Here is a 25,850-nt window from a genome sequence, read left to right as displayed (position 1 = left end):
GAAATCCTGGGGAATCATAGCAAGGGTTTGCTTGGGTGTTTTGACACACTCTGGGTCGGGGGCGGCTACCGCGGCATCCTTGCCGCGGTGCCCCCTGCGCAACGCCTGCGTTCGGCCTCTGGGAAAGGGGCAGGCAGATCAAGATCAAAAACCAGAGCAAAAGCAAAAGCCAAAGCAAGGTCAACAGCACTCAGCGCTCACCCTCTGATCGTTCCCACTCTCCGCGTCACCATGCGCAGGACTCAAGCCTAACGTAGACAGCGGAACGCGGAGCTTCCCCGGCGGCATTCCTTTGCTGCTTGTGGGAACGATCAGTACACGCAGGTGTTGAGAAAACAGGCCGGCCGGTAGGCCCAGCCACCATGGTCTACATCGATCATCAGGGCCAGACTCATCGCGTGACGTATCAGGTGATGGGTAACTGCATGAGCAATCTGTGATCGCTGCTTCATAGCAACGTCCACGTATAGCTGAGGATCAAACGGTTCTCGTCGATATCACTGCGGTAGTTGGAGCGCGCCATCACGTTGCGCACGCGAATCCCGAGGCCCTTGAGGCTGCCGCTCTGCAGCACATAGCCAAGATCGAGATCACGCTCGCGATCCTTGCCCTCGAACCCTTTGCCGGTATCGACATTGTTGCCGGTGATGTAGCGCACGGTGCTGGTCAGCCCCGGCACGCCGAGGGCCGCGAAATCGTAGTCGTAACGCGCTTGCCAGGAGCGCTCGTCGGTGTAGGCGAACTCGTAGGTCGGCACTTCGTTGCCCAGCGGTGAGATGTTGGCAAACACTCGCGGGAAGGCGCTGTCGCCGAACATACCCTGATAGCCGAGATAAAACGTGTGGCCGCCGCGCTTGGCCGACAGCAACGAGAAGAACGCCTGGTTGTCGATGTTGCCGAGCAATTTTTTGCCGTCTTCGCGCGAATCGTAATAACCAAGGTTGGCGCCCAGGGTCCAGTTGCCCAACGGCTGGCTGTGCTTGAGACCGAGAAAGCGCTGGTTGTAGATATCTTCCAGTTGCCCGAACCAGGCGCTGACCGAGCTGCGTTTATCGTTGAAGGCGTAATCCGCGCCGGCAAAGTTGAAGCCATTACTGCTGACCTGACGCTGCGGTACATGGCCGAGCATGGCTTGCATCTTTTCGTCGCCGGCCTCGTTGCGCAGACTGGTCGAACTCAAGTGACCGCCCTGCACCGTCAGGCCATTGATCTCGTTCGAGCTGATACTTGCGCCCTGATAGCTGGGCGGCAGCAGCCGGATATCGCTGAAGGCCAGTACCGGCAGATTGGGTTGCAGCTCACCCACCTTCAGTTCGGTTTTGGAGTAACGCACCTTCAACGCGCCCTCCAGTCGGCTGTAATCATTCGCCGCACGTCCATCATCCTGCACCGGCAGCAAACCGGTATTGACCCGATCCGGGCTGCTGTCGAGTTTGAGGCCGAGCAGGCCAATGACATCCACACCAAAACCGACGGGGCCTTGGGTGTAACCGGATTTGACGTTGAGAATGAAGCCCTGTGCCCACTCCTCAGCCTTCGACTGTTTGTTAGCGCCGACGATGTCGGAAAAGTCCCGGCTGAAGTAGTAATTGCGCGCTTGCAATGTCGCCGTGGTGTCTTCGATGAAGCCGCCCTCGGCCGCCATCGCACCGGCGGATAAACTCGAGACGACAGCAAGGGACAACACTGAACCGGTTGTTGGGAGTATCTGTTTCATCGTTTTTTCTCTTGTTTTTATTGATCGACAGGTTGAAGTGCTTCAGCCGCAGTGGATTCGCTAAGAGGAACGGGACGACGGCCGTTTAACAACACGTGGGTGACCATGCCGAAAATCAGCCCCCAAAAGGCGGCAGACAAACCCAACAACGACATGCCGGACGCGGTGGTCAGAAAGGTCACCAACGCGGCTTCGCGATCACTCGGCACGGCCATTGCGCCGGTCAGCGCCCCGGCAATCGCGGCGAATAGCGCCAGCCCGGCCAGGGCCGCGATCAGTTCTTTGGGGAACGCCGAAAACAGTGAAACCAGGGTGGCGCCGAAGATCCCCAGCACCAGGTAACACAACCCGCCCACCACCCCGGCCACATAGCGTTTGCCGGAATCTTCATGGGCTTCGCGCCCGGTACAAATCGCCGCGGTGATTGCCGCCAGATTCAGCCCGTGACAACCAAACGGAGCCAACAGCGCCGTGCCCAATGCGCTGCTGGCGATGATCGGGCTGGCCGGCGTTTGATATCCGCTGGCACGCAGCACCGCCATGCCGGGAACAAACTGGCCGGTCAGCGCCACCATCACCAGCGGCAAGGCGATATTCAGGGTCGCGCTCAGGCTGAACGCGGGCGTGATCCATACCGGCGTGGCCAAGCCGATCACCAGCGCTTCGCGGTGCAAATCACCGGTGAGAAAGGCGATGGAGCAGCCCACCAGCAACACCATCAGCACCGCATAACGCGGCATCAGCCGCTTGCAGATCAGGTACGTGGCGAACATCGCCAGCACCAGCAGCGGCTTGCCCTGCAACGAGACGAATAACCCGGTGCCGAAGCTGAACAGAATTCCCGCCAGCATCGCCGCCGCAATGGCCGCGGGCAGTTTGCTGATGATCCGGTCAAAGGCCCCCGATACCCCGATCAGAAAGATAATCAGGCTGCTGACCAGATAAGCACCCACCGCCTCCGGCATGGAGATCCCCGGCAACAGCGCCACCAGCAACGCTGAACCCGGCGCCGACCACGCGATGATCACCGGGACGCGGTAACGCAGGCTCAGACCGATGCCGAGTACGGCACTGCCGATGGAAATCGCCCAGACCCAGGACGACAACACCTCCCGTGAAAGGTGCGCGGTCTCGGCGGCCTGAAAGATGATCACCAAAGGGCCCGCGTAGGAAATCACCGTGGCAATAAATCCGGCGACTGCCGCAGACAGGGAAAAGTCCTGGAATAACGTTTTCATGAAATGTCGCCGACAGCCCCGTCAGGCGATCCGTGCAAGCCCGGTAATTCTTGTTTTGCACTGCGCCGATTGCTGATGGCGAACACGGTCATGGCAATCGCGGCCACCGCACCGGGCAAGGCAAACGCCATGAAATTCAGTTGCAGTGGCAGGCTAATCCCGAGTAACGCACCGCCCAGCAGCGGTCCGACGATGGCGCCATTGCGCCCGATGCCCGACGCCCATCCTAAACCAGTGGAGCGAATGGTCATGGAGTAGAACTGCGCGGCGCAGGCGTACAACAGGATCTGCGAGCCGATGGTGGTGGCACCAGCAATGGCGATCAGCAGGTACAACAGCGGCATTGGGCTGTTGAACCCCAGCAAGGTGATCGATACGGCGGCACCGGCGAAGAACACCGCCAACACCCGTGGCAGGTTGAGTTTGTCCCCCAGCACACCGCCGCCGACCGCGCCGAAAATGGCACCGAAATTGAGCACCAGCAGGAACGACAAACTCGAGCCCAGGCTGTAACCGGCGTTGGCCATCAGTTTTGGCAACCAGGAACTCAAGGCGTAGACCATCAGCAAGCAGCAGAAAAACGCCAACCACAACATCAGCGTGCGCAGCGCACGACCCTCGCGGAACAGTTGCAGCACCGGGGTGCCGATGCCCTTCACTTCGCTCATGTGCAACTGATCGCTGGCGCGTGCGACGTAAGCCGGATCAATCCGTTCCAGAATGTTGCGCGCCTCGTTATTGCGCCCCTGACGCAGCATGAAACCCACCGACTCGGGCAGGAAGTACATGATCAACGGCAACAACAGCAACGGCAGTACCGCCACGTAAAACACCGATTGCCAACCAAAACTTGGGATCAGCACGATACCGATCCCCGCCGAGAGCATCCCGCCCACCGAATAGCCGCTGAACATGATCGCCACCAGCGTGCTGCGGATCTTCTTCGGTGCGTACTCGTTCATCAGCGCCACGACGTTGGGCATCACCCCGCCAATGCCGAGCCCGGCAATGAACCGGCAGAGGCCAAACTCGGTGGGGTTACGGGCAAAACCATTGAGCACGGTAAACCCGCTGAAGAGCATCACGCAGATCGTGATGGCTTTTTTGCGGCCGATCTTGTCCGACAGCGGGCCGAAAAACAGCGCACCGAACATCATTCCGAACAATGCATAACTACCCAGTGCGCCCGCTTGCAGGTGACTGAGCCCCCACTCTTTCATCAGCATCGGCAGCACCACGCCGTAGATCACCAAATCGTAACCGTCGAAGATGATGATCAGGGCACACCAGAACAGCACCCTCCAGTGGAAGCGGTTGAATCGTGCGTTGTCGATAACCTCATGTACGTCAATCTTGCGCATGGCATCTATCTCTTGTTGTTGTTTTTTTAAGAGCGTCGGTAACGCGGCGAACGTCCGTACAGCCGAGGGTAGAGTCGCCAGACACGGGGCAATATCCGCTTTGCGCAGATCGCTATCCGTTTTGTGCATGGCCCTGAAACGAGCGCGGGATGAGGATTGTCGCGGACATGGCGCGCCGCTGATCCGGCAGTTCTGACCTTCTCCGATAAACTGTCTTCTTTGCGATCGCATTTGAACGCTAAGCTTGGGCCTATGGATGACTCAGATTATTTACGCCTGCTGACCATCGCGGCCGAGCAAGCCAACGCGTTCCTGTCCAATGCCCGCAAATGGGAGCGTGAGCGTTGGGTCTGTCAGCGCCTGCTGCAAGGCCTGAACATTCCCTATCGCGCCGACGAATTCGCCCCGGCCGGGGAGCCGCCGGACGTGCTGTTTCGTGACGCCAGTTTCGAAGTGTTTTTCGTACTCGATGAAGGCCGGCGCCTCAACGATGAATGGCGCGATGAGCTGCAACGTCGGCGCAGCGCATTTTCCCTGAGTTCGCTGGTGCGCCGCGAGGCGAAGCCCCGGCGCATTCCGGCCAATGAGTTTTTGTTGAGACTGGCGCCGACCTTGCGCAAAAAAGCCCACAACTACAAAGAACGCGGCATGGACCTGGGGGAACTGGACATCATCGCCTTCGCCAGCCTCAAGCGCGAAGTGCTGGACCTCAACAGCCATTTCCCACCGCCGACCGAATATTTGCGCCAGGGCTGGCGCTCATTGTCGCTGGTCGGTCCGACCTTCGCCCGTGTGCTGTTCGCGCACCCGGATGCCCCGGATTTCCTGCGCAGCAACCTGGGGCGCAGTATAGTTTTCGACGTCGGGATCAGCCTGTGAGTCCGTTGCAGGAGTTGATCGCCGGGTGTTACAAAGTGGAATCATTCGCCTGGACGATACAGTGAGCGTCGAGCCCATTTCGGCCAGCGGCTATGCTCCGTTCAATGCGGGATAACCTCGCTTGTAGCTTCTACACATTTAGCAACGTCTACCCCTGACGAGGCCCAATATGACCAGCCGCCTGAACCCCGACGACCAAAAGCATGTCGAAGAGTACCTGCACCTGTCCCAGCACCGAGTCGAGCGCCGGCCTTTCCGGCCGTGGATGCTCCTGGTGGTGGTGTTGGCAGTGACCATTGGTTTAGGCCTGTTGAGCCGACTTATCAGTTACCTGACGCTATGAGCTGCCTCGCGCTCGCTCGGGTAATTGCACCGATTTCTTTTAGCCTTGCGAGATATCCCCATGACTCATCGTATTGTCATCGTTGGCGGCGGCGCCGGCGGTCTGGAGTTGGCTACCCGTCTGGGTAAGACTCTGGGCAAGCGCGGCACGGCCAGTGTAATGCTGGTCGACGCGAACCTGACCCACATCTGGAAACCGCTGTTGCATGAAGTGGCGGCCGGGTCGCTGAACTCTTCCGAAGACGAACTCAACTATGTTGCCCAAGCGAAATGGAACCACTTCGAGTTCCAGCTGGGGCGCATGAGCGGGCTTGATCGCGCACAGAAGAAAATCCAGTTGGCTGCCACCTACGACGAAGCCGGCGTGGAGCTGGTACCGGCCCGTGAGCTGGGTTACGACTCGCTGGTGATCGCGGTCGGCAGTACCACCAACGATTTCGGCACTCAGGGCGCGGCGCAACACTGCCTGTTCCTCGACACCCGCAAACAGGCCGAGCGCTTCCATCAGCAATTGCTCAACCACTACCTACGCGCGCACGCCGGGCAGACCGACAAGGTCGAGCAGATCAGCGTGGCCATCGTGGGTGCCGGTGCCACCGGGGTCGAACTGGCCGCCGAACTGCACAACGCTGCCCATGAACTGGCGGCTTATGGCCTGGACCGGATCAAACCGGAAAACATGCACATTACCTTGATCGAAGCCGGGCCACGGGTGCTGCCAGCGCTGCCGGAACGTATCGGCGGGCCGGTGCATAAAACCCTGGAGAAGCTTGGGGTTAACGTCATGACCAATGCGGCGGTGAGTGAAGTGACGGCCGACAGCCTGATTACCGCCGATGGCAAAGTCATCAACGCCAGCCTGAAAGTCTGGGCGGCCGGGATTCGTGCACCGGGGTTCCTCAAGGACATCGATGGTCTGGAGACCAACCGGATCAATCAGCTGCAAGTGCTGCCGACCCTGCAAACCACCCGCGACGAGAACATCTTCGCCTTCGGTGACTGCGCGGCCTGCCCGCAGCCGGGCACTGATCGCAACGTACCGCCGCGCGCCCAGGCTGCGCATCAGCAAGCTTCGTTGCTGGCCAAATCGCTGAAGCTGCGGATCGAGGGCAAGCCTCTGCCTGCGTACAAATACACCGACTACGGCTCGCTGATCTCGCTGTCGCGTTTTTCGGCTGTGGGCAACTTGATGGGCAACCTCACCGGCAGCGTAATGCTCGAAGGCTGGCTGGCGCGGATGTTTTACGTATCGCTGTATCGCATGCACCAGATGGCGCTGTATGGCGCGTTTCGCACAGCGATGCTGATGTTGGGCAGCAAGATCGGGCGCGGGACTGAGCCGCGGCTGAAGCTGCACTGATAGACATTGAGGGTGGGGGTGGGCTTGCCTGCTCCCACTTTTCTGCTCATCGCACCGCCGATCTGTGTCTCACTGTATCTCCCCCCATTGTTTCCCCCTTCGCTTACAAACTCCCCCCTTGCGCGACACAGTAGCGATACACCACACCCGCTAAATGGCCACACCCGAGCAAGGCACCTCGCCTGCACAGGTTTGTCGCCGCACTTACGTGGCGCCCTTTATCGAACGGTTGTGTCGTGCAACCCAGGAGATTTGAAATGTCCCGTACCACCAAAAACACTATCGGTCTGCTCGGCGCTGTTTTGGCCGGTGGCATGATGTTGTCCGGCTCCGTGTTCGCCTCGCAACCGCTGACTCAGGGCTACCTGCTGGCCTCTGCCGAACAGGTGGTGAAGACCCCTGAAGGCAAATGTGGCGAAGGCAAGTGTGGCGATGCGTCGATGGCAAAAACCGACACTGATGGCGACGGCAAGGTTTCCCGTGCGGAATTTCTGAAAGTCGCGCCAAAGTCCAATTTCGACAAGATCGACACCAACCATGACGGCTTCATCGACGAACAAGAGGCTTACGACAACGTGAAAGCCAACTTCGAAGCCAATGGCAAGAAAATGCCAAAAGGTCTGTTCGAGCACTTGAAAGACCAAGACGGCGCCTAAGTTTCTGAGATCCAAGCCGCGCATTCCTGTCGGGAAGCGCGGCTTTTTTCGTCTGGCGGATTTACACCCGAAAGCGCTGCACCATGCCCTGCAAGGCATTGGCCAGTTGTGATAGCTCATGACGTCAAGGGAATCGCATTTCCAGCAGACAAAAAAAATCCCCGAATCTTTCGATACGAGGATTTTTAATATGGTCGGGGTAAGGGGATTCGAACTCCTGACATCCTGCTCCCAAAGCAGGCGCGCTACCGGACTGCGCTATACCCCGGTAAAAAAAAGGCGACCTTTACAAGTCGCCTTCTTCGATCAGTGCTTTTGGCCTCTGATCTTAAGATCTGATCCCAGCGTTAACTGGTTTCAAAAATGGTGGGTCGTGTGGGATTCGAACCTACGACCAATTGGTTAAAAGCCAACTGCTCTACCAACTGAGCTAACGACCCAAAAATGGTCGGGGTAAGGGGATTCGAACTCCTGACATCCTGCTCCCAAAGCAGGCGCGCTACCGGACTGCGCTATACCCCGGTTTGAAATTGGCTCCGTGACCAGGACTCGAACCTGGGACCCAATGATTAACAGTCATTTGCTCTACCGACTGAGCTATCACGGAACTACATATTTCAATTGACAACTGTGAAGCTTGCTTCACCTCTTCGACCCGTTCGCATCGCTGCGTTCGTGTGTCTGAGGCGCGCTATTCTACAATTTTAAGCACCTCTGTCAACCCCCTAAATTGCTTTCAAGTTAATGATTTGCAACTTATTTCAGATTCCTGCTTGGGGAGCAGAAACCCTTCAGGGCAACTTACTGCGGGGCGCACTTTACAAGCCTTTTCCTTTCAGTTCAACAGCCTGGCGAAAAAAAGGCCTCACAATGCGAGGCCTCGTCAGTTTTGCCGGCGCCCTGGATCAGACGAATACAATTTCGTCGTTTTCCACGACACCTTTTGCGGTGTCGCCGGGCATGAAACGGCCCGACAGAATCAGCTGCGCCAGCGGGTTCTCGATCCAGCGCTGGATCGCTCGCTTGAGCGGCCGTGCGCCGTAAACCGGGTCGTAACCTACCGCAATCAGCTTATCCATGGCCTCAGGGCTGAGATCAAGCTTCAGCTCGCGCTCGGTCAGGCGACTGCGCAGACGACCCAACTGAATCTCGGTAATGCCCGCGATCTGATCCCGAGCCAACGGTTCGAAGATCACCACTTCGTCGACCCGGTTGATGAACTCCGGTCGGAAGTGCGTGGAAATCGCATCCATCACCGCCGCACGTTGCGCCTCACGATCACCGACCAGTTCCTGGATCTGTACCGAGCCCAGGTTGGAGGTCATGACAATCACGGTATTTTTGAAATCCACCGTGCGGCCATGACTGTCGGTCAGCCGGCCATCTTCCAGCACTTGCAGCAAGATATTGAAGACGTCCGGGTGGGCCTTCTCGACCTCGTCCAGGAGGATGACCGAATAAGGCTTGCGACGCACCGCCTCGGTCAGGTAACCGCCCTCTTCATAGCCCACGTAGCCTGGTGGCGCGCCGATCAGTCGAGCCACGGAATGTTTCTCCATGAACTCGGACATGTCGATCCGTACCATCGCTTCTTCAGTATCAAAGAGGAACTCGGCCAGTGCCTTGCACAGCTCGGTTTTACCGACACCGGTCGGGCCGAGGAACATGAACGAACCGCTCGGGCGATTCGGATCGGACAACCCGGCACGAGAGCGCCGCACTGCGTTGGAAACGGCAATGACCGCTTCGTCCTGGCCGATCACACGTTGGTGCAACAAGCTTTCCATCTTCATCAGTTTGTCGCGCTCGCCTTCGAGCATTTTCGACACCGGAATACCGGTCCACTTGGACACCACTTCGGCGATCTCTTCTTCGGTCACCTTGCTGCGCAGTAACTGGTTTTCAGTTTTGCCGTGCTGGTCGACCATTTGCAGGCTGCGCTCCAGGTCCGGGATGATCCCGTACTGCAGCTCGGCCATGCGGTTCAAGTCGCCTTTTCGGCGGGCCGCTTCCAGTTCCTGACGGGACTGTTCGATTTTCTGCTGGATCTGCGCAGAACCCTGGACTTCGGCTTTTTCCGCGTTCCAGATTTCTTCCAGGTCCGAATACTCACGCTCGAGACGGACGATTTCTTCCTGGAGTTTTTCCAGACGTTTTATGGCCGCTTCGTCGCTTTCTTTCTTCAGCGCCTGGGATTCCACCTTCAACTGAATCAAGCGGCGCTCAAGACGATCCAAAACTTCCGGCTTGGAATCTATCTCCATACGGATGCGGCTGGCCGCTTCGTCGATCAGGTCGATGGCCTTGTCCGGCAGCTGGCGATCCGTAATGTAGCGGTGACTGAGCTTGGCCGCGGCGATGATCGCGCCGTCGGTGATTGCCACCTTGTGGTGAACCTCGTAACGCTCTTTCAGGCCACGCAAGATAGCGATGGTGTCTTCTTCGCTCGGCTCGTCCACCAAGACTTTCTGGAAACGCCGTTCGAGGGCGGCGTCCTTCTCTATATATTGGCGGTACTCGTTGAGCGTGGTTGCACCGACGCAGTGCAGCTCACCACGAGCCAACGCCGGTTTGAGCATGTTGCCCGCATCCATCGAGCCTTCGCCCTTACCGGCGCCGACCATGGTGTGCAGTTCGTCGATGAACAGAATGATCTGCCCTTCCTGCTTCGACAGTTCGTTGAGCAGGGATTTGAGGCGCTCTTCGAACTCTCCACGGTATTTGGCACCGGCAATCAACGACCCCATGTCCAGGGACAACAGGCGTTTGCCTTTCAGTCCATCCGGCACTTCACCGTTGATGATGCGCTGGGCCAGGCCTTCGGCGATGGCGGTTTTACCCACGCCAGGTTCACCGATCAGCACCGGGTTGTTCTTGGTACGGCGTTGCAGGACCTGAATGGTCCGGCGAATTTCGTCGTCACGGCCGATCACGGGGTCGAGCTTGCCTTCTTCGGCACGCTTGGTCAGGTCGACGGTGTATTTATCCAGTGCCTGGCGCGACTCTTCGTGGTTGGCGTCATTGACGGCCTCACCACCGCGCAAGTTGTTGATTGCATTTTCCAGGGCTTTCTTGCTGACGCCCTGGCCAAGCAACAATTTGCCGAGCTTGCTGTTCTCGTCCATCGCGGCGAGCAGCACCAGTTCGCTGGAGATAAACTGGTCGCCCTTCTGCTGGGCCAGGCGATCGGCCTGGTTGAGCAGCCGCGCCAGGTCCTGCGACATGTTCACATCGCCGGTCGGGTTCTGGATTTTCGGCAGCTGGTCGAGCTCTTTGGTCAGTTCTTTACGCAAGCTGTTGACGTCGAAACCTACCTGCATCAGCAGGGGTTTGATCGAACCACCCTGCTGCTCAAGCATGGCCTGCATCAAGTGCGCCGGCTCAATGCCGGGATGGTCAAGGCCGACGGCCAGAGATTGGGCGTCGGATAGCGCTAACTGCAATTTGCTGGTTAAACGATCTATACGCATGGGTCACCTTCCTTTTGAGCAGGCCGGACCGATAAAACATCCTGAATGAAGAAACCTGCCAGATACCTCATTAGATGTGGTCGATTCTGGGAGTTTCAAGCGTCGTGACGTTGATGCAGGTCAGCTAAGTCTAGCGGTCGTGCCCTGAGACAGCGCACTACAGCCAGATAAGGGAGGCAAACCGACCGGTGCGAGGACTGCGGCGGTAAGAAAAGAAGCGAGGATCGGTCACGGTGCAGAAACCGCCACCATAGACAGCAGTGACGCCACGAGCGGCCAGCCGTAAACGCGCCAGCTCGTAGATATCAGCCATGAATTTGCCAGCATTCTGACTCGGCACAAAGGCGTTAGCGGCTTCGGGCAATTGCTGTACGAAGGTTTCGCGCACTTCCGGGCCGACTTCAAAGGCTTGCGGGCCAATGGCCGGGCCCAACCAGACGAGCACTTCTTCTGGTTGCACGGCCAGCGTGTCCAGAGTCGCTTCCAGCACACCCGCCGCCAACCCGCGCCAACCGGCATGGGCCGCTGCTACGCGAGTGCCGGCACGGTCGCAAAACAATGCCGGCAGGCAATCAGCGGTCATCGCCGTGCAGGCGATACCGGGCGTTGCGGTCCAGCTGGCATCGGCAGTGGCCACCTGGCTTGGGTCTGCGTGGGCCACGGCGATGCCGTGAACCTGCTTTAACCAGGCCGGTTGAATAGAGAAATGATCGGTGAGGCGACGGCGGTTTTCGACAACGGCTTCGGGGTTGTCGTCGACGTGATCGCCGAGGTTGAGGCTGTCGAACGGCGTCAGGCTGACGCCGCCCGCCCGGGTGGTAACGCAGGCTTTGACCCCGGCCGGCGCTGGCCAGTCAGGAATCAGCCAGTCACTCATCCGATGAACGCCTCGCGGTCTTGCTTGAGCAGCGTCAGCAACCAGACGAAATCGTCCGGCAGTGGCGATTCCCAGCTCATCCGCTTACCGGTCGTCGGGTGATCCAGCTCCAGGAACCGCGCATGCAGTGCCTGACGCGGGAACGCCTTCAACGTTTCGACCATGGTCACACTGGCTGCCGGCGGAATGCGGAAACGACCGCCGTAGGCAGGATCTCCGACCAACGGGAAGTTGATGTGAGCCATGTGCACACGAATCTGGTGCGTACGACCGGTTTCCAGTTTCACCCGCACGTGTGTGTGGGAGCGGAAACGCTCGAGCACGCGGTAATGACTGACGGCTTGCTTGCCACCTTCCATCACGGCCATGCGCTGGCGTTGCTGACCGTGACGACCAATTGGCGCGTTGATCTTGCCGCCGGCCGTCACCACACCGATCACAATGCACTCGTAGATACGGCTGACGCTACGGCTCTGCAATTGCGTGACAAGCTGTGTCTGCGCCTGAATGGTCTTGGCCACCACCATCAGACCGGTGGTGTCCTTGTCCAGGCGGTGCACGATACCGGCGCGCGGCACATTGATGATGTCCGGCACGTGGTGCAGCAAGGCATTGAGCAAGGTGCCATCGGCGTGACCGGCGGCAGGATGCACCACCAGACCCGCGGGTTTGTTGATCACCAGGATGTCGTCGTCTTCATAGACGATGTCCAGTTCGATGTCTTGAGCGATCCATTCGCCCTGAGCTTCCTGCTCGGCAGTGAGCTCAAGAATGGCGCCACCATGAACGATGTCTCGCGGGCGGATAACCGCCCCATCCACAGTCAGGCGGCCGTCTTTGATCCAGGCGGAAAGGCGCGAGCGCGAGTGCTCAGCGAATAATTGTGCGGCGACTTGATCGAGGCGTTGGCCGCCCAATTCGGACGGCACCTCTGCGCGAAGTTCAATTTTATCGGACATGCTCGGACTAGGCGTCGGCACAGCCTTTGGTTTCGGCTGCGCGCTTGTGGTTAAATACGGCGTCTTTTGCCCCGAGGCTATTCAACGGGGCGCTCATCATAACAGGACGGCCCCGCCCAAGACAGCGGCCGTCATAGGGACGCAAGCCGCCATGCAAGTGAAACACCTGCTGCTGATCGCCATCCTCGCATTGACCGCTGCTTGCTCATCGAAGGAAGTCGTAGACGAAAACCTGAGCGAAGTCGAGCTGTACCAGCAGGCTCAGCACGATCTGGACAACAATAGCTACACCGCCGCCACAGCCAAGCTGAAGGCGCTGGAGTCGCGTTATCCGTTCGGTCGCTACGCCGATCAGGCTCAACTCGAGCTCATCTACGCCAACTACAAGAACACCGAGCCTGAAGCGGCCAAGTCCGCCGCCGAGCGCTTCATTCGCCTGCACCCGCAGCACCCGAACGTGGATTACGCGTATTACCTCAAGGGCCTGACTTCGTTCGACCAGGACGTCGGCCTGCTGTCGCGCTTCCTGCCGTTGGACATGACCAAGCGTGACCCGGGTGCCGCTCGCGACTCTTACAACGAGTTCGCCCAGCTGACCAGCCGCTTCCCCAACAGCCGCTACTCGCCGGACGCCAAGCAGCGCATGATCTACCTGCGCAACCTGCTGGCGGCCTACGAGATTCACGTTGCCGACTACTACCTGACCCGTCAGGCCTATGTCGCTGCGGCGAACCGTGGTCGTTATGTGGTGGAAAACTTCCAGGAAACCCCTGCGGTCGGTGACGGTCTGGCGGTGATGACAGAGGCCTACCAGCGTCTGCACCTGGACGAACTGGCTGCCACCAGCCTCGAAACCCTGAAGCTCAACTACCCGAACCATCCAACCCTGGTCGACGGTCAGTTCAAGCCTTCGGTAGACGAAGCCGACAACCGTTCGTGGTTGAGTAAGGCGACCCTGGGCCTGATCGAATCCCGTCCACCGCTGCCGCCGGGAGAAACCCGCGCCAACCAGGACGTGCAGAAGCAGTTCCAGGACGCCAAGGACGCGATTCCGAGCGATCTCAAGCCTAAAGACGAAAATGGCGACGTGATCGAAGAAGAGGAACACGAGTCCGAAGCCAACAACAGCGACCGCTCGTGGTTCAGCTACATGACCTTCGGCGTGTTTGACTGACACGTCGGGTGGTACAAAAAGGAGCCTTTCGAGGTTCCTTTTTTATGGGCTCGATTATTACGCTGTGCGCTGGTCATGTCCTTGGCTAAACTGGCTAATCACTCGTCAAATAGCAGCTCATCATGCTTCGTTTACTGTTCTGGATCGCCCTGATTGCCGTTGCGGTATGGTTCTGGCGCAAGTTCAAGGGATCGTCGACAAATCCCAAGTCCTCCGCAGAACTGGAAGCAGCCCCTATGGTCCGCTGCGCCCATTGCGGCGTACACCTGCCACGCGACCGCGCGCTGAACCTTCAACAACAGTGGTATTGCAGCCAGGCTCACCTTGAGCAAGGCCCGGGCTCCAGTGATCGCTGAGACGTCCAGTCCTGGCAGCAAACAGGCCCTGCGACTGCTGCGTCTCTATCATCTTTACCGTTTGAGCGTCGGCATCACCCTGGTGCTGTTGATCGCCAGCAACATGGACAACCAGCTGCTGACGGTCGCCAATGACGACCTGCTGCGTAGTGGCAGTTGGTTATATCTGGTGCTGAATATCCTGCTGGTGGTGTTTCTCGAGAACACCCGGCGCCCGGCGCAACTGTTCAGCCTGGCGCTGACCGACGTCCTGCTGCTGTGCGGTCTGTTCTACGCCGCCGGTGGTGTGGCCAGCGCCATCGGCAACCTCTTGATCGTATCGGTAGCCATTAGCAACACTTTGTTGCGAGGGCGCATCGGCCTGTTGATTGCCGCCGTCGGCGCGCTCGGCATCGTGGGGCTGAGCTTCCTCCTGAGTTTCAGCCATCCCGCCACCCCCAATGATTACTTGCAAGCCGGCACGCTCGGCGCCCTGTGTTTTGCTGCGGCATTGCTGGTGCAAGGGCTGATCCGACGCCTGGAAGTCAGCGAAACCCTGGCCGAACAACGGGCCAGCGAAGTCGTCGGTCTCGAAGCCCTCAACGCACTGATCCTGCAACGCATGCGTACCGGCATCCTGGTGCTCGACGACCAGCGGCAGGTTCAACTGGCCAACCACAGCGCCTTGAACCTGTTAGGCAGGGAAAGCCTTGTAGGCCAGTTGATCGACGATGACTCACCCATCCTGGTCGAACGCCTGCAACTGTGGCTCAACAACCCGACGCTGCGCCCCCAGAGCCTGAAAGTCGCCAGCAGTGGCCTGGAGTTGCAACCGAGCTTCATTGCCCTGGACCAAAGCCGACACCACCAGACCCTGGTCTTTCTCGAAGACCTCGCGCAAATCGCCCAACACGCCCAACAACTGAAGCTGGCCGCCCTCGGTCACCTGACCGCCGGTATAGCCCATGAAATCCGCAATCCACTGGGCGCCATTAGTCATGCTGCGCAGCTATTGCAAGAATCAGAGGAACTGAACAGCGCGGATCGACGTCTGACACAGATTATTCAAGACCACTCTCAGCGAATGAATCGGGTAATCGAAAACGTCCTGCAACTGTCCCGTCGCCAGCAAACCGTGGCGCAACGGCTCGATCTGAAGCCGTGGCTGGAACAGTTCGTCAACGAAACCCGCGAGGGGGCGACCGAGCATCAGCAGATTCATCTGCGCATCGGCTCAGGAGACTTCAAAACCCTGATGGACCCCAACCAGCTGCCCCAGATTCTCGACAATTTGTTGCGCAACGCCTGGCGCCATAGCGCCTTGAATCACGACCCGGCGCAGGTCTGGCTCGAATTGTTTGTCGACCCGGATAGCCAGCTGCCGATCCTCGAGGTCCTGGACAATGGCCCCGGCGTGGCACCGGAGCATCAAACGCACTTGTTCGAACCGTTCTTCACCACGAGCACCCAAGGCACTGGCCTGGGGCTTTATCTGTCCCGTGAGCTGTGCGAAAGCAACCAGGCCCGCCTAGACTTCAAACCACGCCAAGGCGGCTGCTTTCGCATCACCTTTGCTCACGGACGGAAACAAAGTTGAACATGAGCCCACGGCAAAAAGTCCTGATCGTCGACGACGAACCGGATATCCGCGAACTCCTGGAAATCACCCTGGGACGGATGAAACTCGACACCTTCAGTGCCCGCAACCTCGGCGAAGCCCAGGCCCTGCTGACGCGGGAGACGTTCGACCTGTGCCTGACCGACATGCGCCTGCCGGACGGCACCGGCCTTGAACTGGTGCAACACATTCAACAACGCTACCCACAAATACCGGTGGCAATGATCACCGCTTACGGCAACCTGGAAACCGCGATCAACGCCCTCAAGGCTGGCGCCTTTGACTTCCTGACCAAACCGGTGGACCTCACCCGCCTTCGGGAGCTGGTCAGCAGCGCGCTGCGTTTGCCTGCGTCAGGCGGCACCGGCACCGCCATCGATCGCCGGCTGCTGGGTGACTCACTGCCCATGCGTGCCCTGCGCAAACACATCGACAAACTGGCCCGCAGCCAGGCGCCGGTGTACATCAGCGGCGAATCCGGCAGCGGTAAGGAATTGGTCGCGCGACTGATCCACGAGCAAGGACCGCGCGCCAGCCAACCGTTTATTCCGATCAACTGCGGGGCGATTCCGTCTGAATTGATGGAGAGCGAATTTTTCGGCCATCGCAAAGGCAGCTTCAGCGGTGCCATCGAAGACAAACCCGGACTGTTCCAGGCCGCCCATGGCGGCAGCTTGTTCCTCGACGAAGTGGCGGATTTGCCGCTGGCGATGCAGGTCAAGCTGCTACGGGCCATACAGGAAAAAGCCGTTCGCGGTGTCGGCGAGCAGCAGGAAACCGTGGTCGATGTGCGGATCCTTTGCGCCACCCACAAAGACCTCGACGCCGAAGTCGCCGCCGAACGCTTTCGCCAGGATTTGTACTACCGGTTGAACGTGATCGAACTACGGGTGCCGCCCTTGCGCGAACGCCGTGACGACATCGAATCGCTCGCCAGCCATGTGCTCAAACGCCTGGCCATCAGCACCGACCAACCCGCCGCGAAACTCCACCCGGATGCCCTCGACGCACTGAAAAGTTATCGCTTCCCCGGCAACGTGCGGGAACTGGAGAACGTGCTCGAACGGGCTCACACCTTGTGCGAAAACAAGCAGATCGAAGCCAGCGACCTGCGGCTGGCCGAAGGCAACTGCAACCCGGAAGGTGGAGTGCCGGACCTGACGCAGATCGACAACCTGGAAGACTACCTGGAAAACGTCGAACGCAAACTGATCCTCCAGGCCCTGGAAGAAACCCGCTGGAACCGCACGGCGGCTGCTCAGCGGTTGAATCTTTCATTCAGGTCGATGCGCTACAGGCTCAAAAAACTGGGACTCGATTGAGTCTCAGATCCTTCCAACCGGCGCATACGGTGCCGGATCAATGATCGGCTCACGCCCCAGCATCACATCCGCAAACAACTGACACGACGCCGGCGCCAGCACCAAGCCGTTACGGTAATGCCCGCAGTTGAGCCAAAGCCCTTCGAACCCCGGCACCCGACCGATGTAGGGAATGCCTTCCGGCGAGCTCGGTCGCAACCCGGCCCAGTGCCCCACGACCTCGGCATCCGCCAGTGCCGGAATCAACTCCACCGCCGATACCTTCAAACTCTCCAGGGCCGCTTCGGTCGGTGTCTTGTCGAAGCCTTCGTGTTCCAACGTACTGCCAATCAGAATGTGCCCATCGCGCCGAGGAATCGCATAACGCCCCTTGGCCAGAACCATGCTCGGCAGGAAATCCGCGGCGCATTTGTAGAGAATCATCTGCCCTTTCACCGGCTCGACCGGGAGGTCCAGGCCCAGGCATTTGAGTAAATCACCGCTCCAGGCACCCGCGGTCAGTACCACCTGATCGCCATGGATAGCACCCGCGGAGGTCTGCACCCCAACGACCGAAGCGCCTTCACGGATAAACCCGCTGACTTCGCACTGCTCATGAATCGTCACGTTCGGCAGCGCCAACAACGCAGCCTTGAGCGATTTGACTAGCCGCGGATTACGCACATTGGCCACATCGGCCATGTAGATTGCCCGCGAAAAACCCGCACCCAATCCCGGCACGGCATCATGTGCCGCCGAGATATCCACAGCCCGCAGCGGGCGGTTTTCCCGCTCGGCCCAGGCCAACGCCTCGGCCTCATCATCCAGGTCCAGCCAATACAACCCGGTGGTATGCACCTCGGGATCAACGCCGGTTGCTGCGAACAACCGCTCACCCAACTGCGGATAAAAGTCTTGGGACCAGTGAGCCAACGCGGTGACCGCCGGGCTGTAGCGCCACGGGTAAAGCGGCGAAACGATACCGCCGCCGGCCCAGGACGATTCCTGACCAACGTTCGAGCGATCCAGCAGCATGACGCTTTGCACTTCGGACGCGAGGTTGAACGCTGTCAGCAGGCCAATCACTCCGCCGCCGACAATCACCACTTGCTGTTGCCTGGTCATGTTCTGATCCAACCGTTAAATAGACAGAGGGACGCAAAAGGCGCCCGAAAAAGGAACTCAGCGACCCCAGCAATCCTTGGTCGTGGCCGTTGCATTGACCATGCTTCTGACACCGGTGTTGGTGATGGTGAAATCCCCACACTGGTCCGTCGCCATGGCTTTGCCAGCCTTGCGAACTGCCGTCAGCAGGAAGGTCTGATCGGTCAGGGTCTGGGTAATGGTGTAAAAGTCATTGCCGGCGCTCAGGCCTGCGGCGCCTGTGTAGACATTACTCTTTGAGTAAAACCGCTCGAGAATTTGCGCCTGCTCGGAGAGCAGACCCGCGACTTCAGTCCTACGCCCCTTTTTCACGTATTCGGTGAGGCTCGGGTAGCCAATGGTGATGACGATCCCGATGATCGCAATCACGATCATGATTTCGATCAGGGTAAAACCTCGGTTGGATCTGCGCATGCCTCAACTCTCACTTACTGAATTTGTCGCCACATGATGCGACGGTTGACACCACCGCCGGGCTTTTCCACCAGCGAGTTCACGCCGCCACCGGAGTCGCTCACGATCTTGCGGGACGCATTGTTGACGATCGCGTTGAGCGTCGGAATACCACCGGTGAAAATCACCCCGCTGGAAATCGAATCCTTGATGTCGACCAGCCCGTCGCCATTGGTGTCGAGCACCGCGTAGTTGAGCATCTTACCGCTGAATGCATCCAGCTCGACCAGTTTGCCGGTACCGGAACTGGCGCAAGGATCGGTGGTGTCCACGCTGGCCGTGGTAAACACTATCCGGCCGGACACCAGATTGGCCTGATTGATCACCCGCTCACCGGTCAACACGTTGTTGTAAACCAATGGCAGATACCAGCCCTTCTCTGCCGGAAAGGTCACCTCGTTCCGGCTGGTGGTGATGAATTGTCCGTTGCTGCCCGAGAACACACCGGTCACCGCTTGGGCCTGCAAGCTGGACGTTGTGATTTGCCCGGGGCCACCTTCCGCATCCCACACTGCATAGAACGCCTGGAGGTCTTTGTTGGTCTTGTCGGCCGTCTCGTTGAATTTACCGGTGCCGAAAAACACTTCCTTCCCTCCCAACGGATTGTCCGCCAGCAATGGTTGCGCGGTGATCGGCTGGGTGACGCCACCCGCGGTGGTAAACAGCGGTTTGCGGGAAAACGCCAGGTCCCACGATTCCGGGGCGGTAGCGCTCAAATCAAACTTCCACAGCCGCCCCTTCAAATCGCCGCCATAAGCGGCCTGCACCACATTCTGCGAGTTGACCCGAAGTTTTACCGATGACAAACCGTTGGTAGTTTCGGCGCCGTCGACCACTATTTTCTTGATCAGCGAGCCGTCACGAATGTCGACCACGTACAACGCTGCCACCCCGGAGTTGCTGCCATAACCGTTGGAGATGAATGCGGCCCATCGCCCATCTGCCAAGCGTGCCACTTCCGGTCGTGCGTAGGCATAACCCAGATCATTGAAAACGTTCGCCGTATTTGCAGTGGCCGGCACACTGATTTCCCACACCGCCTTGATCACGTTGCCTGCCGAGGCGTCGAACAACTGCAACGCGTAGAAGGTCCTGCCCCCCGCCCCTGTTCCACCCAATGCCAGGGTCTTCCAGGCGCTGTTGAGTTGCGCATCGAATACCGCAACCTGACCGTCAACCAGAAACTTGTGGCTGACGCCGTTGATGTAATTGGTGTCGGCGATCAAACGCAGCGAAGGCAACACACTGGAAGGCATGTAGGCATAACGCCTTGCACCGTTGGCCGAGTTGACGACGTTCACAAAACCGTCGTTGGCGTTCACCACCAGGCTGGCATTCATGTTGGCGGCTTTGGTGGCCAGGTAGGTGCTGTAGGTAGTATCCCCCACCAGATCGGACGCGGTTTGGTCGGTGGGCGCGGCCAGCACGAGTGGCGAATTGATAATGTCGCCGAGCAACACGCTACGCGCTTTCAACCCGGTTTTGTTGGTGCCCTTGCTCCACTCCACCAGATCGCTGCCCGTGATCCCGATGGGCAAGTTCAGGCTGAGGAAAGCCTGCTGGACCGGGGAAAAATTGCCGAAGGCCAGAGTGACGGCGGCGTTGGTCAGGGTGTTCCAGGACTGGTAGGTCGGCGCAGTAGCACCGGGCACGATAGTGGTATCGGTCGTCCATAGAACCGCGGCCGTGTTAACCGCACCCGCCGATGTGAAGCCAAGGGATTTGATGGTGCCCCGCCAGTCCTTGGGGTCGTAGGTGGTCTGGAAGTAGGTTGAGTTGCTGGCAAGAGTGGTGCCGCTGGCAACGCCGCTGCCACCTGAGCCGGCCTTGGCGGTGAGGTCGCTCAAGGCTGCAGTCAGTGCACTGATGAGTTCCGCGCTATCGCTCGCCTGGTAGTATTGGCCCTGTCCGTAGGTCGCCGCATCCGACAACATCTGGTTAGCGACGGCGAAACCCACGGTGTAGGTGTTCATGTTCTGCTTGGAAAAATCCACCTCGTTCCAGCTTTTACCCGCGGCATCTGTCCCTGTGGAGCGCATGTCGATGTCGAAGGCGAACTTGGCGATGTCATCCAGGTACAGGGTGTCGCCCTCATCGTCGCCGGAGAGGTTGGCGCCATCGTTATTGCTGATCCCGTCCCAGTTCGGTAACCCGCTGCCACCCAGCGGATCGTTGGTCGGAAAGGTTCGGTCGTAGGTCGGCAGACCATCGGTAATCACCACCCCGTAATTTTTCTGGCAACGGTACTGAATCGGACTGGTATAGGTGGTGGGCGTCGAGTTGTTGTATGGCGCCATGCCACGGAAATAGCGGGTGATTTCGTAATAGGCTTCTGCCAGCGGTGTATTGGCTTCCGCGCTCAGTTCATCGATCGCGTCGATCAGTGCGTTGTAGTTGGTATTGGCCTGAGCCTGGGTCACGGTGCCGCTGACCGCTGACATATCACTGACCGAACGGGCAATGTAACCGCCGTCATTCTTGTGGTTGCCGACTGCCAGATTGAACGTCGACAGGCCGATGCGCAGCGCGCGGTTGCCAGCCACCAACATCTTGGAAACGTTGCGCGCCACGTTCATCCGGTAATCATTGGGGATCGAGCCATCAGTGAAATCCCGATCTGAATTGTTGGCCAGGCTTTTCAGATAGGACAAGTAATTTGCCGTATACCGCGTGTCCTCGCTCCCCACCGGATCGGGAAGTTTGAGGCAAAGCGAATCCGGACCGGAAGAGCTGTTGTTATAAAAACCGTACCATCCTTTCGAACATTTTCCTCGAGTCAAACTCGACAAAGCAATATTGGTATCGGTCATGTCAAGCTCGCGGCCTTTCGAGCACGAACCATTCGAGAGGCAAATAGTCACCGAGGGGCGTGCGACCGTCGGGTCGAAGCCTGCCGCCCAGATAATGTTGTTCATACTCCCCGAGTCGTCGAGTAACAGCATCACATTGGGTGCGACGGCGGCGGCGCTCAACAGCGGCGAATCCGAGGGCGTGAAGGCGTAAGCCGGCGCTGCCAGATAAAGACTCAACGCCGCGCCGTAGAGCAGCTGCAACAACCAACGGCGCCAGCCTGTGCGGGCCTCAGTACTTCGCATAGATACTCTCCACCACACTGCGCGAGTTGCCTACGATGCCCACAGCGGTCACCCGGTACAGCGTTGCCGACGTGTTGCTCGGCACGTTCACGGCGTTCAGCGTGGTGCCAATGTTCTGCACCCCATAAAAGCCGTTGCCGGAGGCGATCCAGGTCACCCCCGAGGTGGAATTGAACCCGGCGGCGGTGAGGGCCGACGCCTCGGCCGGCGGCGCGCATTGGCTGGTGCCGCTGCAAACCGGCAGTGCGTAGGTATCCAGTTGGACCGCGCTTTCGCCGATGCGCAGCGCGGCTTCGGCGCCCTGGAACGACTGATTGCGCAGGGTCACACTGGCGGCCATTTTTTCCTGCAGGGTGGCGTTTTGCATCGATGAAAGGCCGATCAGTGTCAGCAACAGAAGAAACACCAGGCTGACCAGCAGCGCCATGCCGCGCTGGGAGTGAGGGGTCTTGGAAGAAATACTCATCGGCCCTCCCCTCATGGCAAGCGGTTGCGCAGAGCGGCAACCACGTTAAAGGTTTGATTGCGTACCCGGTTGCTCGGGTCCGTGAGAGTCAACGTCAGGCGTACGCTGCGGATTCGAGCAGGGTCCGACGGATTGCTGCTGTAGCTGGAAGCGGACGAATCGGTAGCCGAACTAGCAAGACCGAAGCTCACGTTGAAGGCACTGACGTTGTCGACCAGCACCGCTTGGGTAGGCGTGGTGCCGCTTCCCATCGTCAGCTGATTGTTCTTAAGGCTGTAAACCAGTCGCCGAATCGGAAACGCCAATTGTCCCGATGCGGGAGCCTGCAAATTTGAATAAGCCGTCGCCGTGTTTCGACAATCGGAAACCACCGTCCAGGTCGACGTACCGCCACCTGCTCCCACATCGGCGGTCACCAAGGTCAGCTTGAGATTGGCATTGTCCCAACTGATCGGCGTTACCTGGCTGGCATTGAAACTCCCCCCGGCGCTTGCGTCAGTGATCGTTCCCAGACAACCAAACATCCCCACCATGCGAATTTCCTGAATCATTTTGCTCAGCACAAATCGAGCATCTTCCTGCAGGTTGGCCGACGCGTTTTGGCTGACGTAGGTGTTCTTGGCTGCAATGAAAATCTGCGCCACACCGAGCACCACGACCAGGCTCAACGCCAGGGCGATCAGCATTTCGATCAGGCCGAAACCTCGATTGAGCCGGCTCATGGCGTCGTCACCGGATCGACGGCGGCGCGACTGCTCAGCACAAAGCTGCGACGGGAATTGGCGGTGTTGGCGGCCCGCGAGTCATCCCAGGTGATGGTGATGGTGTACACCCGCTGATTGAGCGTAACGCTGCCAGTAGCCGTGGCGCCGCCGAAATTGACGATGTTGGTCGTGAAGTCGTAGAGGTCCTGATCCCGGGCGATGCTCAAGTTGCCCGAGGTCGGTGGCGTGACGGTGTAGTCGGCACCGGAGTTGGCGCGAATGCGGTCCATCATGTCGTAGGCGATAAAACTGGCCTGGCTGGTCATCCGCGAGCTGTCAGTATACTTCAGCGCATTGAGCTGAATCGCCGCCGCCCCCAACAGCCCAACACCCAGAATCAACAACGCAACCAAAACTTCGATCAGCGTCATGCCCTCCTGTGCACGCTTGCTCCATCCCCTCATCCGCAACTTCCACCCAATAGAATTCGTCCGTTCAAACACACATTCAGCGTCCTGCTTTGCGCCCCCAGTACATAGCTGATCACTACCGCCGTGGACGGTGCCGACAAACCACCCAGATTGTTGAAATCGATGGCGGTCACTCCTGAGGTTAGCGTCAGAGTCGCCCCGCTGCTCATCGCTGGAACAACCCGCAATACTTTGGCCAATTTGCCAGTACCGTCATAGACCGACAGATCCCCGGTCCAGGCACCGTCTTCTACCGTTGGGCGAACCCGGGTAGTGACACCCCGATCGATCGCCTCGAGCCGGGCGAAATTCAGACCCCGTTGCAGATCACCGATTTCGGTGTCGGCCTTGGTGATTTGCACCGAACGGGTAAATGCCGGTACGGCCAGAGTGATCAGGACCAGAAATACTGCGAGCGCGACCAGCAACTCGATCAGCGTGAAACCTTTTGTACGATGATCCATCGGTGCCCTCCGTTGCCGTCGGCTATACCTGCTTCTACACGCTAGAACATTCGACCGGCAGATGTTCGGTTGTTTTGCCAATACTCGCGCAGGGATCGCGCGGGCCGCAGTACTCCAGGGAGGGAGATGACATGCATCAGCGAGGTTTCAGCCTGATCGAACTGCTCATGGGACTGACAATTGTCGGAATTGTTCTGCAACTGGTCAGTCCGGCGTTCGCAGCACTGACTGAATCGAACCATCGCGAGCAGGCGGCGCAGTTGCTTATCGGCGGTATACGCAACGCCAGAACCGTTGCCATCACACATAACCAGAGCGTCGTGATTCACGGCATCAACGGCGACTGGAGTCAGGGCTGGCGGATCATTCTGGATATCAGTGGTAAAGGGGCAGAGGACAACAGCAATCCGCTGCTCTTTGAGCGCGCGATTGGCGCTCGGGTACCGATTATCGGCAACTGGCCGGTCAGGCGATACATACGTTTCAACAGTATTGGCGAGCCACAGATGCCCGGACGGGCCTTTCAAGCAGGAACATTGCACATTTGCGCAGCCCGCGAACCGGTCACTCACCTCCAGGTGGTGCTGGCCGCTACCGGCCGCGTAAGCCTGCGCAGCCATAAGGCTGAGCAGGCGCTATGCCCTGGGGGCAAAGGCGTTAAAGCAGGGAGCGCACGCGCAACTCTTTAGGCATGGAGAAGGTGATGTTCTCCTCGCGACCGGCCAGTTCATCCGCGCCGGTAGCGCCCCACGCCTGCAACTGCTGGATCACGCCACGCACCAGAACTTCTGGCGCGGAGGCGCCGGCGGTGATGCCGATTCGCTCGACACCCTCGAACCAGCTCTCTTGCAGGTCTTCGGCACCGTCGATCAGGTAGGCTGGGGTGGCCATGCGCTCGGCCAGTTCACGCAAGCGATTGGAGTTGGAGCTGTTCGGGCTGCCGACCACCAGTACTACGTCGCATTCATCGGCCAGTTGCTTGACCGCGTCCTGACGGTTTTGCGTGGCGTAGCAGATGTCGTCCTTGCGCGGACCGCCGATCGCCGGGAAGCGCGTACGCAGTGCGTCGATGACGCGGCTGGTATCGTCCATGGACAGGGTGGTCTGGGTCACGAACGCCAGTTTTTCAGGGTTGCTCACCTGCAAGGCGGCGACGTCTTTCTCGTCTTCGATCAGATAGATCGCGCCACCATTGCTGCCATCGTACTGGCCCATGGTGCCTTCGACTTCCGGGTGACCGGCGTGGCCGATCAGGATGCATTCACGGCCGTCGCGGCTGTAGCGCGCCACTTCGATGTGCACCTTGGTCACCAGCGGACAGGTAGCGTCGAACACTTTCAGACCACGACCGGCGGCTTCGCTACGCACGGCCTGGGAAACGCCGTGGGCACTGAAGATCACGATGACATCATCTGGCACCTGATCCAGTTCTTCGACAAAGATCGCTCCACGAGCACGCAGGTCTTCGACGACGAATTTGTTGTGGACCACTTCGTGGCGCACGTAGATCGGCGGCCCGAAGACTTCCAGTGCACGGTTGACGATTTCGATCGCCCGGTCCACACCGGCGCAGAAGCCACGGGGGTTGGCGAGTTTGATTTGCATGCTGTGCCTCGTGTCTTGCGCGCAAGAAGTTAGATCATTACAACTCTGTAGGAGCAGAGCTTGCTCCGGGCGGCGTTCCGACGAAAGCGGTGTGCCAGTCGACATTGATGTTGAAGGTGACAACACCTTCGTCGGAACGCCG

23 protein-coding genes, 4 tRNA genes and 2 pseudogenes are annotated in these 25,850 nt (G+C 59.0%); 11 read left to right on the top strand and 18 right to left on the bottom strand.

Translation table 11 applies throughout. From position 1 onward, the window contains the following. Positions 1-347: 347 nt before the first annotated feature. Positions 348-440, top strand: a pseudogene (locus QK293_RS22325) (DUF2790 domain-containing protein); the annotation flags it as partial. Between the two features lie 8 nt (positions 441-448). On the opposite strand, the gene QK293_RS22320 reads toward QK293_RS22325, so the two are convergent. The 3 genes from QK293_RS22320 to QK293_RS22310 are packed head-to-tail and all read right to left on the bottom strand — an operon-like array spanning position 449 to position 4,316. Next, positions 449-1,717 (bottom strand): OprD family porin, encoded by a 1,269-nt coding sequence (locus tag QK293_RS22320; RefSeq protein ID WP_282381131.1) that lies wholly within the window; start codon positions 1,715-1,717, stop codon positions 449-451. 17 nt (positions 1,718-1,734) lie between these two features. Further along, complete coding sequence (locus tag QK293_RS22315) at positions 1,735-2,955, bottom strand: benzoate/H(+) symporter BenE family transporter (protein WP_282381129.1); 1,221 nt, start codon at positions 2,953-2,955, stop codon at positions 1,735-1,737. Continuing rightward, on the bottom strand, positions 2,952-4,316 hold the full coding sequence (locus tag QK293_RS22310) for an aromatic acid/H+ symport family MFS transporter (protein ID WP_282381127.1): 1,365 nt from the start codon (positions 4,314-4,316) through the stop codon (positions 2,952-2,954). Before QK293_RS22310 ends, QK293_RS22315 begins: the two co-directional genes overlap by 4 nt. Before the next feature lie 252 nt (positions 4,317-4,568). On the opposite strand from QK293_RS22310, the gene QK293_RS22305 reads away from it, so the two are divergent. The 5 genes and pseudogenes from QK293_RS22305 (at position 4,569) to QK293_RS22285 (ending at position 7,553) form a co-directional block, all read left to right on the top strand. Next, positions 4,569-5,195: a DUF1780 domain-containing protein gene (locus tag QK293_RS22305; protein ID WP_008154887.1), complete on the top strand. Its 627-nt coding sequence runs from the start codon at positions 4,569-4,571 to the stop codon at positions 5,193-5,195. 10 nt (positions 5,196-5,205) lie between these two features. Next, positions 5,206-5,310 (top strand): annotated as a pseudogene (locus QK293_RS22300) (MOSC domain-containing protein); the annotation flags it as partial. 54 nt (positions 5,311-5,364) lie between these two features. Beyond that, positions 5,365-5,538 (top strand): DUF3094 domain-containing protein, encoded by a 174-nt coding sequence (locus tag QK293_RS22295; RefSeq protein ID WP_032830895.1) that lies wholly within the window; start codon positions 5,365-5,367, stop codon positions 5,536-5,538. A gap of 60 nt (positions 5,539-5,598) precedes the next feature. Continuing rightward, complete coding sequence (locus tag QK293_RS22290) at positions 5,599-6,897, top strand: NAD(P)/FAD-dependent oxidoreductase (RefSeq protein WP_095130590.1); 1,299 nt, start codon at positions 5,599-5,601, stop codon at positions 6,895-6,897. 257 nt (positions 6,898-7,154) lie between these two features. Continuing rightward, the gene (locus QK293_RS22285) at positions 7,155-7,553 is read left to right on the top strand and encodes an EF-hand domain-containing protein (RefSeq protein ID WP_282381121.1); all 399 of its coding nucleotides are present in this window, start codon (positions 7,155-7,157) and stop codon (positions 7,551-7,553) included. 191 nt (positions 7,554-7,744) lie between these two features. Here QK293_RS22285 and QK293_RS22280 read toward each other — a convergent pair. The 7 genes from QK293_RS22280 to rluD all read right to left on the bottom strand — a co-directional run bounded on the left by QK293_RS22280 (position 7,745) and on the right by rluD (position 12,859). After that, a tRNA-Pro gene (locus QK293_RS22280) sits at positions 7,745-7,821 on the bottom strand. Positions 7,822-7,917: 96 nt separating this feature from the next. Further along, a tRNA-Lys gene (locus QK293_RS22275) sits at positions 7,918-7,993 on the bottom strand. Positions 7,994-7,998: 5 nt separating this feature from the next. Continuing rightward, a tRNA-Pro gene (locus tag QK293_RS22270) sits at positions 7,999-8,075 on the bottom strand. Between the two features lie 9 nt (positions 8,076-8,084). Then, positions 8,085-8,160, bottom strand: a tRNA-Asn gene (locus tag QK293_RS22265). Between the two features lie 298 nt (positions 8,161-8,458). Beyond that, on the bottom strand, positions 8,459-11,023 hold the full coding sequence (gene clpB / locus QK293_RS22260; RefSeq protein ID WP_095130594.1) for an ATP-dependent chaperone ClpB: 2,565 nt from the start codon (positions 11,021-11,023) through the stop codon (positions 8,459-8,461). A gap of 157 nt (positions 11,024-11,180) precedes the next feature. Continuing rightward, the gene (pgeF, locus tag QK293_RS22255; protein WP_282381116.1) at positions 11,181-11,900 is read right to left on the bottom strand and encodes a peptidoglycan editing factor PgeF; all 720 of its coding nucleotides are present in this window, start codon (positions 11,898-11,900) and stop codon (positions 11,181-11,183) included. Next, positions 11,897-12,859, bottom strand: coding sequence for a 23S rRNA pseudouridine(1911/1915/1917) synthase RluD (rluD, locus tag QK293_RS22250; protein ID WP_282381114.1), 963 nt, complete (start codon positions 12,857-12,859; stop codon positions 11,897-11,899). Before rluD ends, pgeF begins: the two co-directional genes overlap by 4 nt. Before the next feature lie 151 nt (positions 12,860-13,010). Here rluD and QK293_RS22245 point away from each other — a divergent pair, with 151 nt between their 5' ends. The 4 genes from QK293_RS22245 (at position 13,011) to QK293_RS22230 (ending at position 17,308) form a co-directional block, all read left to right on the top strand. Next, on the top strand, positions 13,011-14,033 hold the full coding sequence (locus tag QK293_RS22245; protein ID WP_282381112.1) for an outer membrane protein assembly factor BamD: 1,023 nt from the start codon (positions 13,011-13,013) through the stop codon (positions 14,031-14,033). A 122-nt stretch (positions 14,034-14,155) separates the two neighbouring features. Then, positions 14,156-14,389: a PP0621 family protein gene (locus QK293_RS22240; protein WP_282381110.1), complete on the top strand. Its 234-nt coding sequence runs from the start codon at positions 14,156-14,158 to the stop codon at positions 14,387-14,389. Next, positions 14,379-15,965, top strand: coding sequence for an ATP-binding protein (locus QK293_RS22235; RefSeq protein ID WP_282381108.1), 1,587 nt, complete (start codon positions 14,379-14,381; stop codon positions 15,963-15,965). Before QK293_RS22240 ends, QK293_RS22235 begins: the two co-directional genes overlap by 11 nt. Before the next feature lie 2 nt (positions 15,966-15,967). Then, complete coding sequence (locus QK293_RS22230; RefSeq protein ID WP_282381106.1) at positions 15,968-17,308, top strand: sigma-54 dependent transcriptional regulator; 1,341 nt, start codon at positions 15,968-15,970, stop codon at positions 17,306-17,308. A gap of 3 nt (positions 17,309-17,311) precedes the next feature. Here the strand turns inward: QK293_RS22230 and thiO are convergent, their stop codons facing one another. Genes thiO through QK293_RS22195 form a run of 7 tightly spaced genes read right to left on the bottom strand, consistent with a single transcriptional unit; the run spans position 17,312 to position 24,103 of the window. After that, the gene (thiO, locus tag QK293_RS22225) at positions 17,312-18,412 is read right to left on the bottom strand and encodes a glycine oxidase ThiO (protein ID WP_282381104.1); all 1,101 of its coding nucleotides are present in this window, start codon (positions 18,410-18,412) and stop codon (positions 17,312-17,314) included. 57 nt (positions 18,413-18,469) lie between these two features. Further along, positions 18,470-18,865: a type IV pilin protein gene (locus tag QK293_RS22220; RefSeq protein ID WP_282381102.1), complete on the bottom strand. Its 396-nt coding sequence runs from the start codon at positions 18,863-18,865 to the stop codon at positions 18,470-18,472. Between the two features lie 14 nt (positions 18,866-18,879). Next, complete coding sequence (locus tag QK293_RS22215) at positions 18,880-21,999, bottom strand: PilC/PilY family type IV pilus protein (RefSeq protein WP_282381100.1); 3,120 nt, start codon at positions 21,997-21,999, stop codon at positions 18,880-18,882. Then, positions 21,986-22,465 carry a PilX N-terminal domain-containing pilus assembly protein gene (locus tag QK293_RS22210; protein ID WP_282381098.1) on the bottom strand — a complete coding sequence of 160 codons (480 nt, stop codon included), beginning with the start codon at positions 22,463-22,465 and terminating at the stop codon, positions 21,986-21,988. The genes QK293_RS22215 and QK293_RS22210 overlap by 14 nt, the downstream gene beginning before the upstream one ends. Before the next feature lie 11 nt (positions 22,466-22,476). Further along, entirely contained in the window at positions 22,477-23,187 is a 711-nt protein-coding gene (locus tag QK293_RS22205) for a prepilin-type N-terminal cleavage/methylation domain-containing protein (protein WP_282381096.1), read from the bottom strand. Next, positions 23,184-23,633, bottom strand: coding sequence for a type IV pilus modification protein PilV (gene pilV, locus QK293_RS22200; protein WP_282381094.1), 450 nt, complete (start codon positions 23,631-23,633; stop codon positions 23,184-23,186). The genes QK293_RS22205 and pilV overlap by 4 nt, the downstream gene beginning before the upstream one ends. Then, a complete protein-coding gene (locus QK293_RS22195; RefSeq protein WP_282381092.1) occupies positions 23,630-24,103 on the bottom strand; it encodes a GspH/FimT family pseudopilin in 474 nt (157 codons plus the stop codon). Before QK293_RS22195 ends, pilV begins: the two co-directional genes overlap by 4 nt. A 131-nt stretch (positions 24,104-24,234) precedes the next feature. Between QK293_RS22195 and QK293_RS22190 the strand changes: the two genes are divergently transcribed. Continuing rightward, entirely contained in the window at positions 24,235-24,792 is a 558-nt protein-coding gene (locus tag QK293_RS22190) for a GspH/FimT family pseudopilin (RefSeq protein WP_282381090.1), read from the top strand. Here the strand turns inward: QK293_RS22190 and ispH are convergent. Then, positions 24,761-25,708, bottom strand: coding sequence for a 4-hydroxy-3-methylbut-2-enyl diphosphate reductase (gene ispH / locus QK293_RS22185; protein ID WP_282381088.1), 948 nt, complete (start codon positions 25,706-25,708; stop codon positions 24,761-24,763). The two genes, QK293_RS22190 and ispH, sit on opposite strands and share 32 nt — an antisense overlap. Between the last annotated feature and the right edge of the window lie 142 nt (positions 25,709-25,850).

Origin of the sequence: Pseudomonas sp. AL03 (assembly GCF_029960815.1) — a bacterium.
Classification (GTDB): domain Bacteria; phylum Pseudomonadota; class Gammaproteobacteria; order Pseudomonadales; family Pseudomonadaceae; genus Aquipseudomonas.
This window is presented reverse-complemented; position numbering and strand designations above follow the sequence as displayed.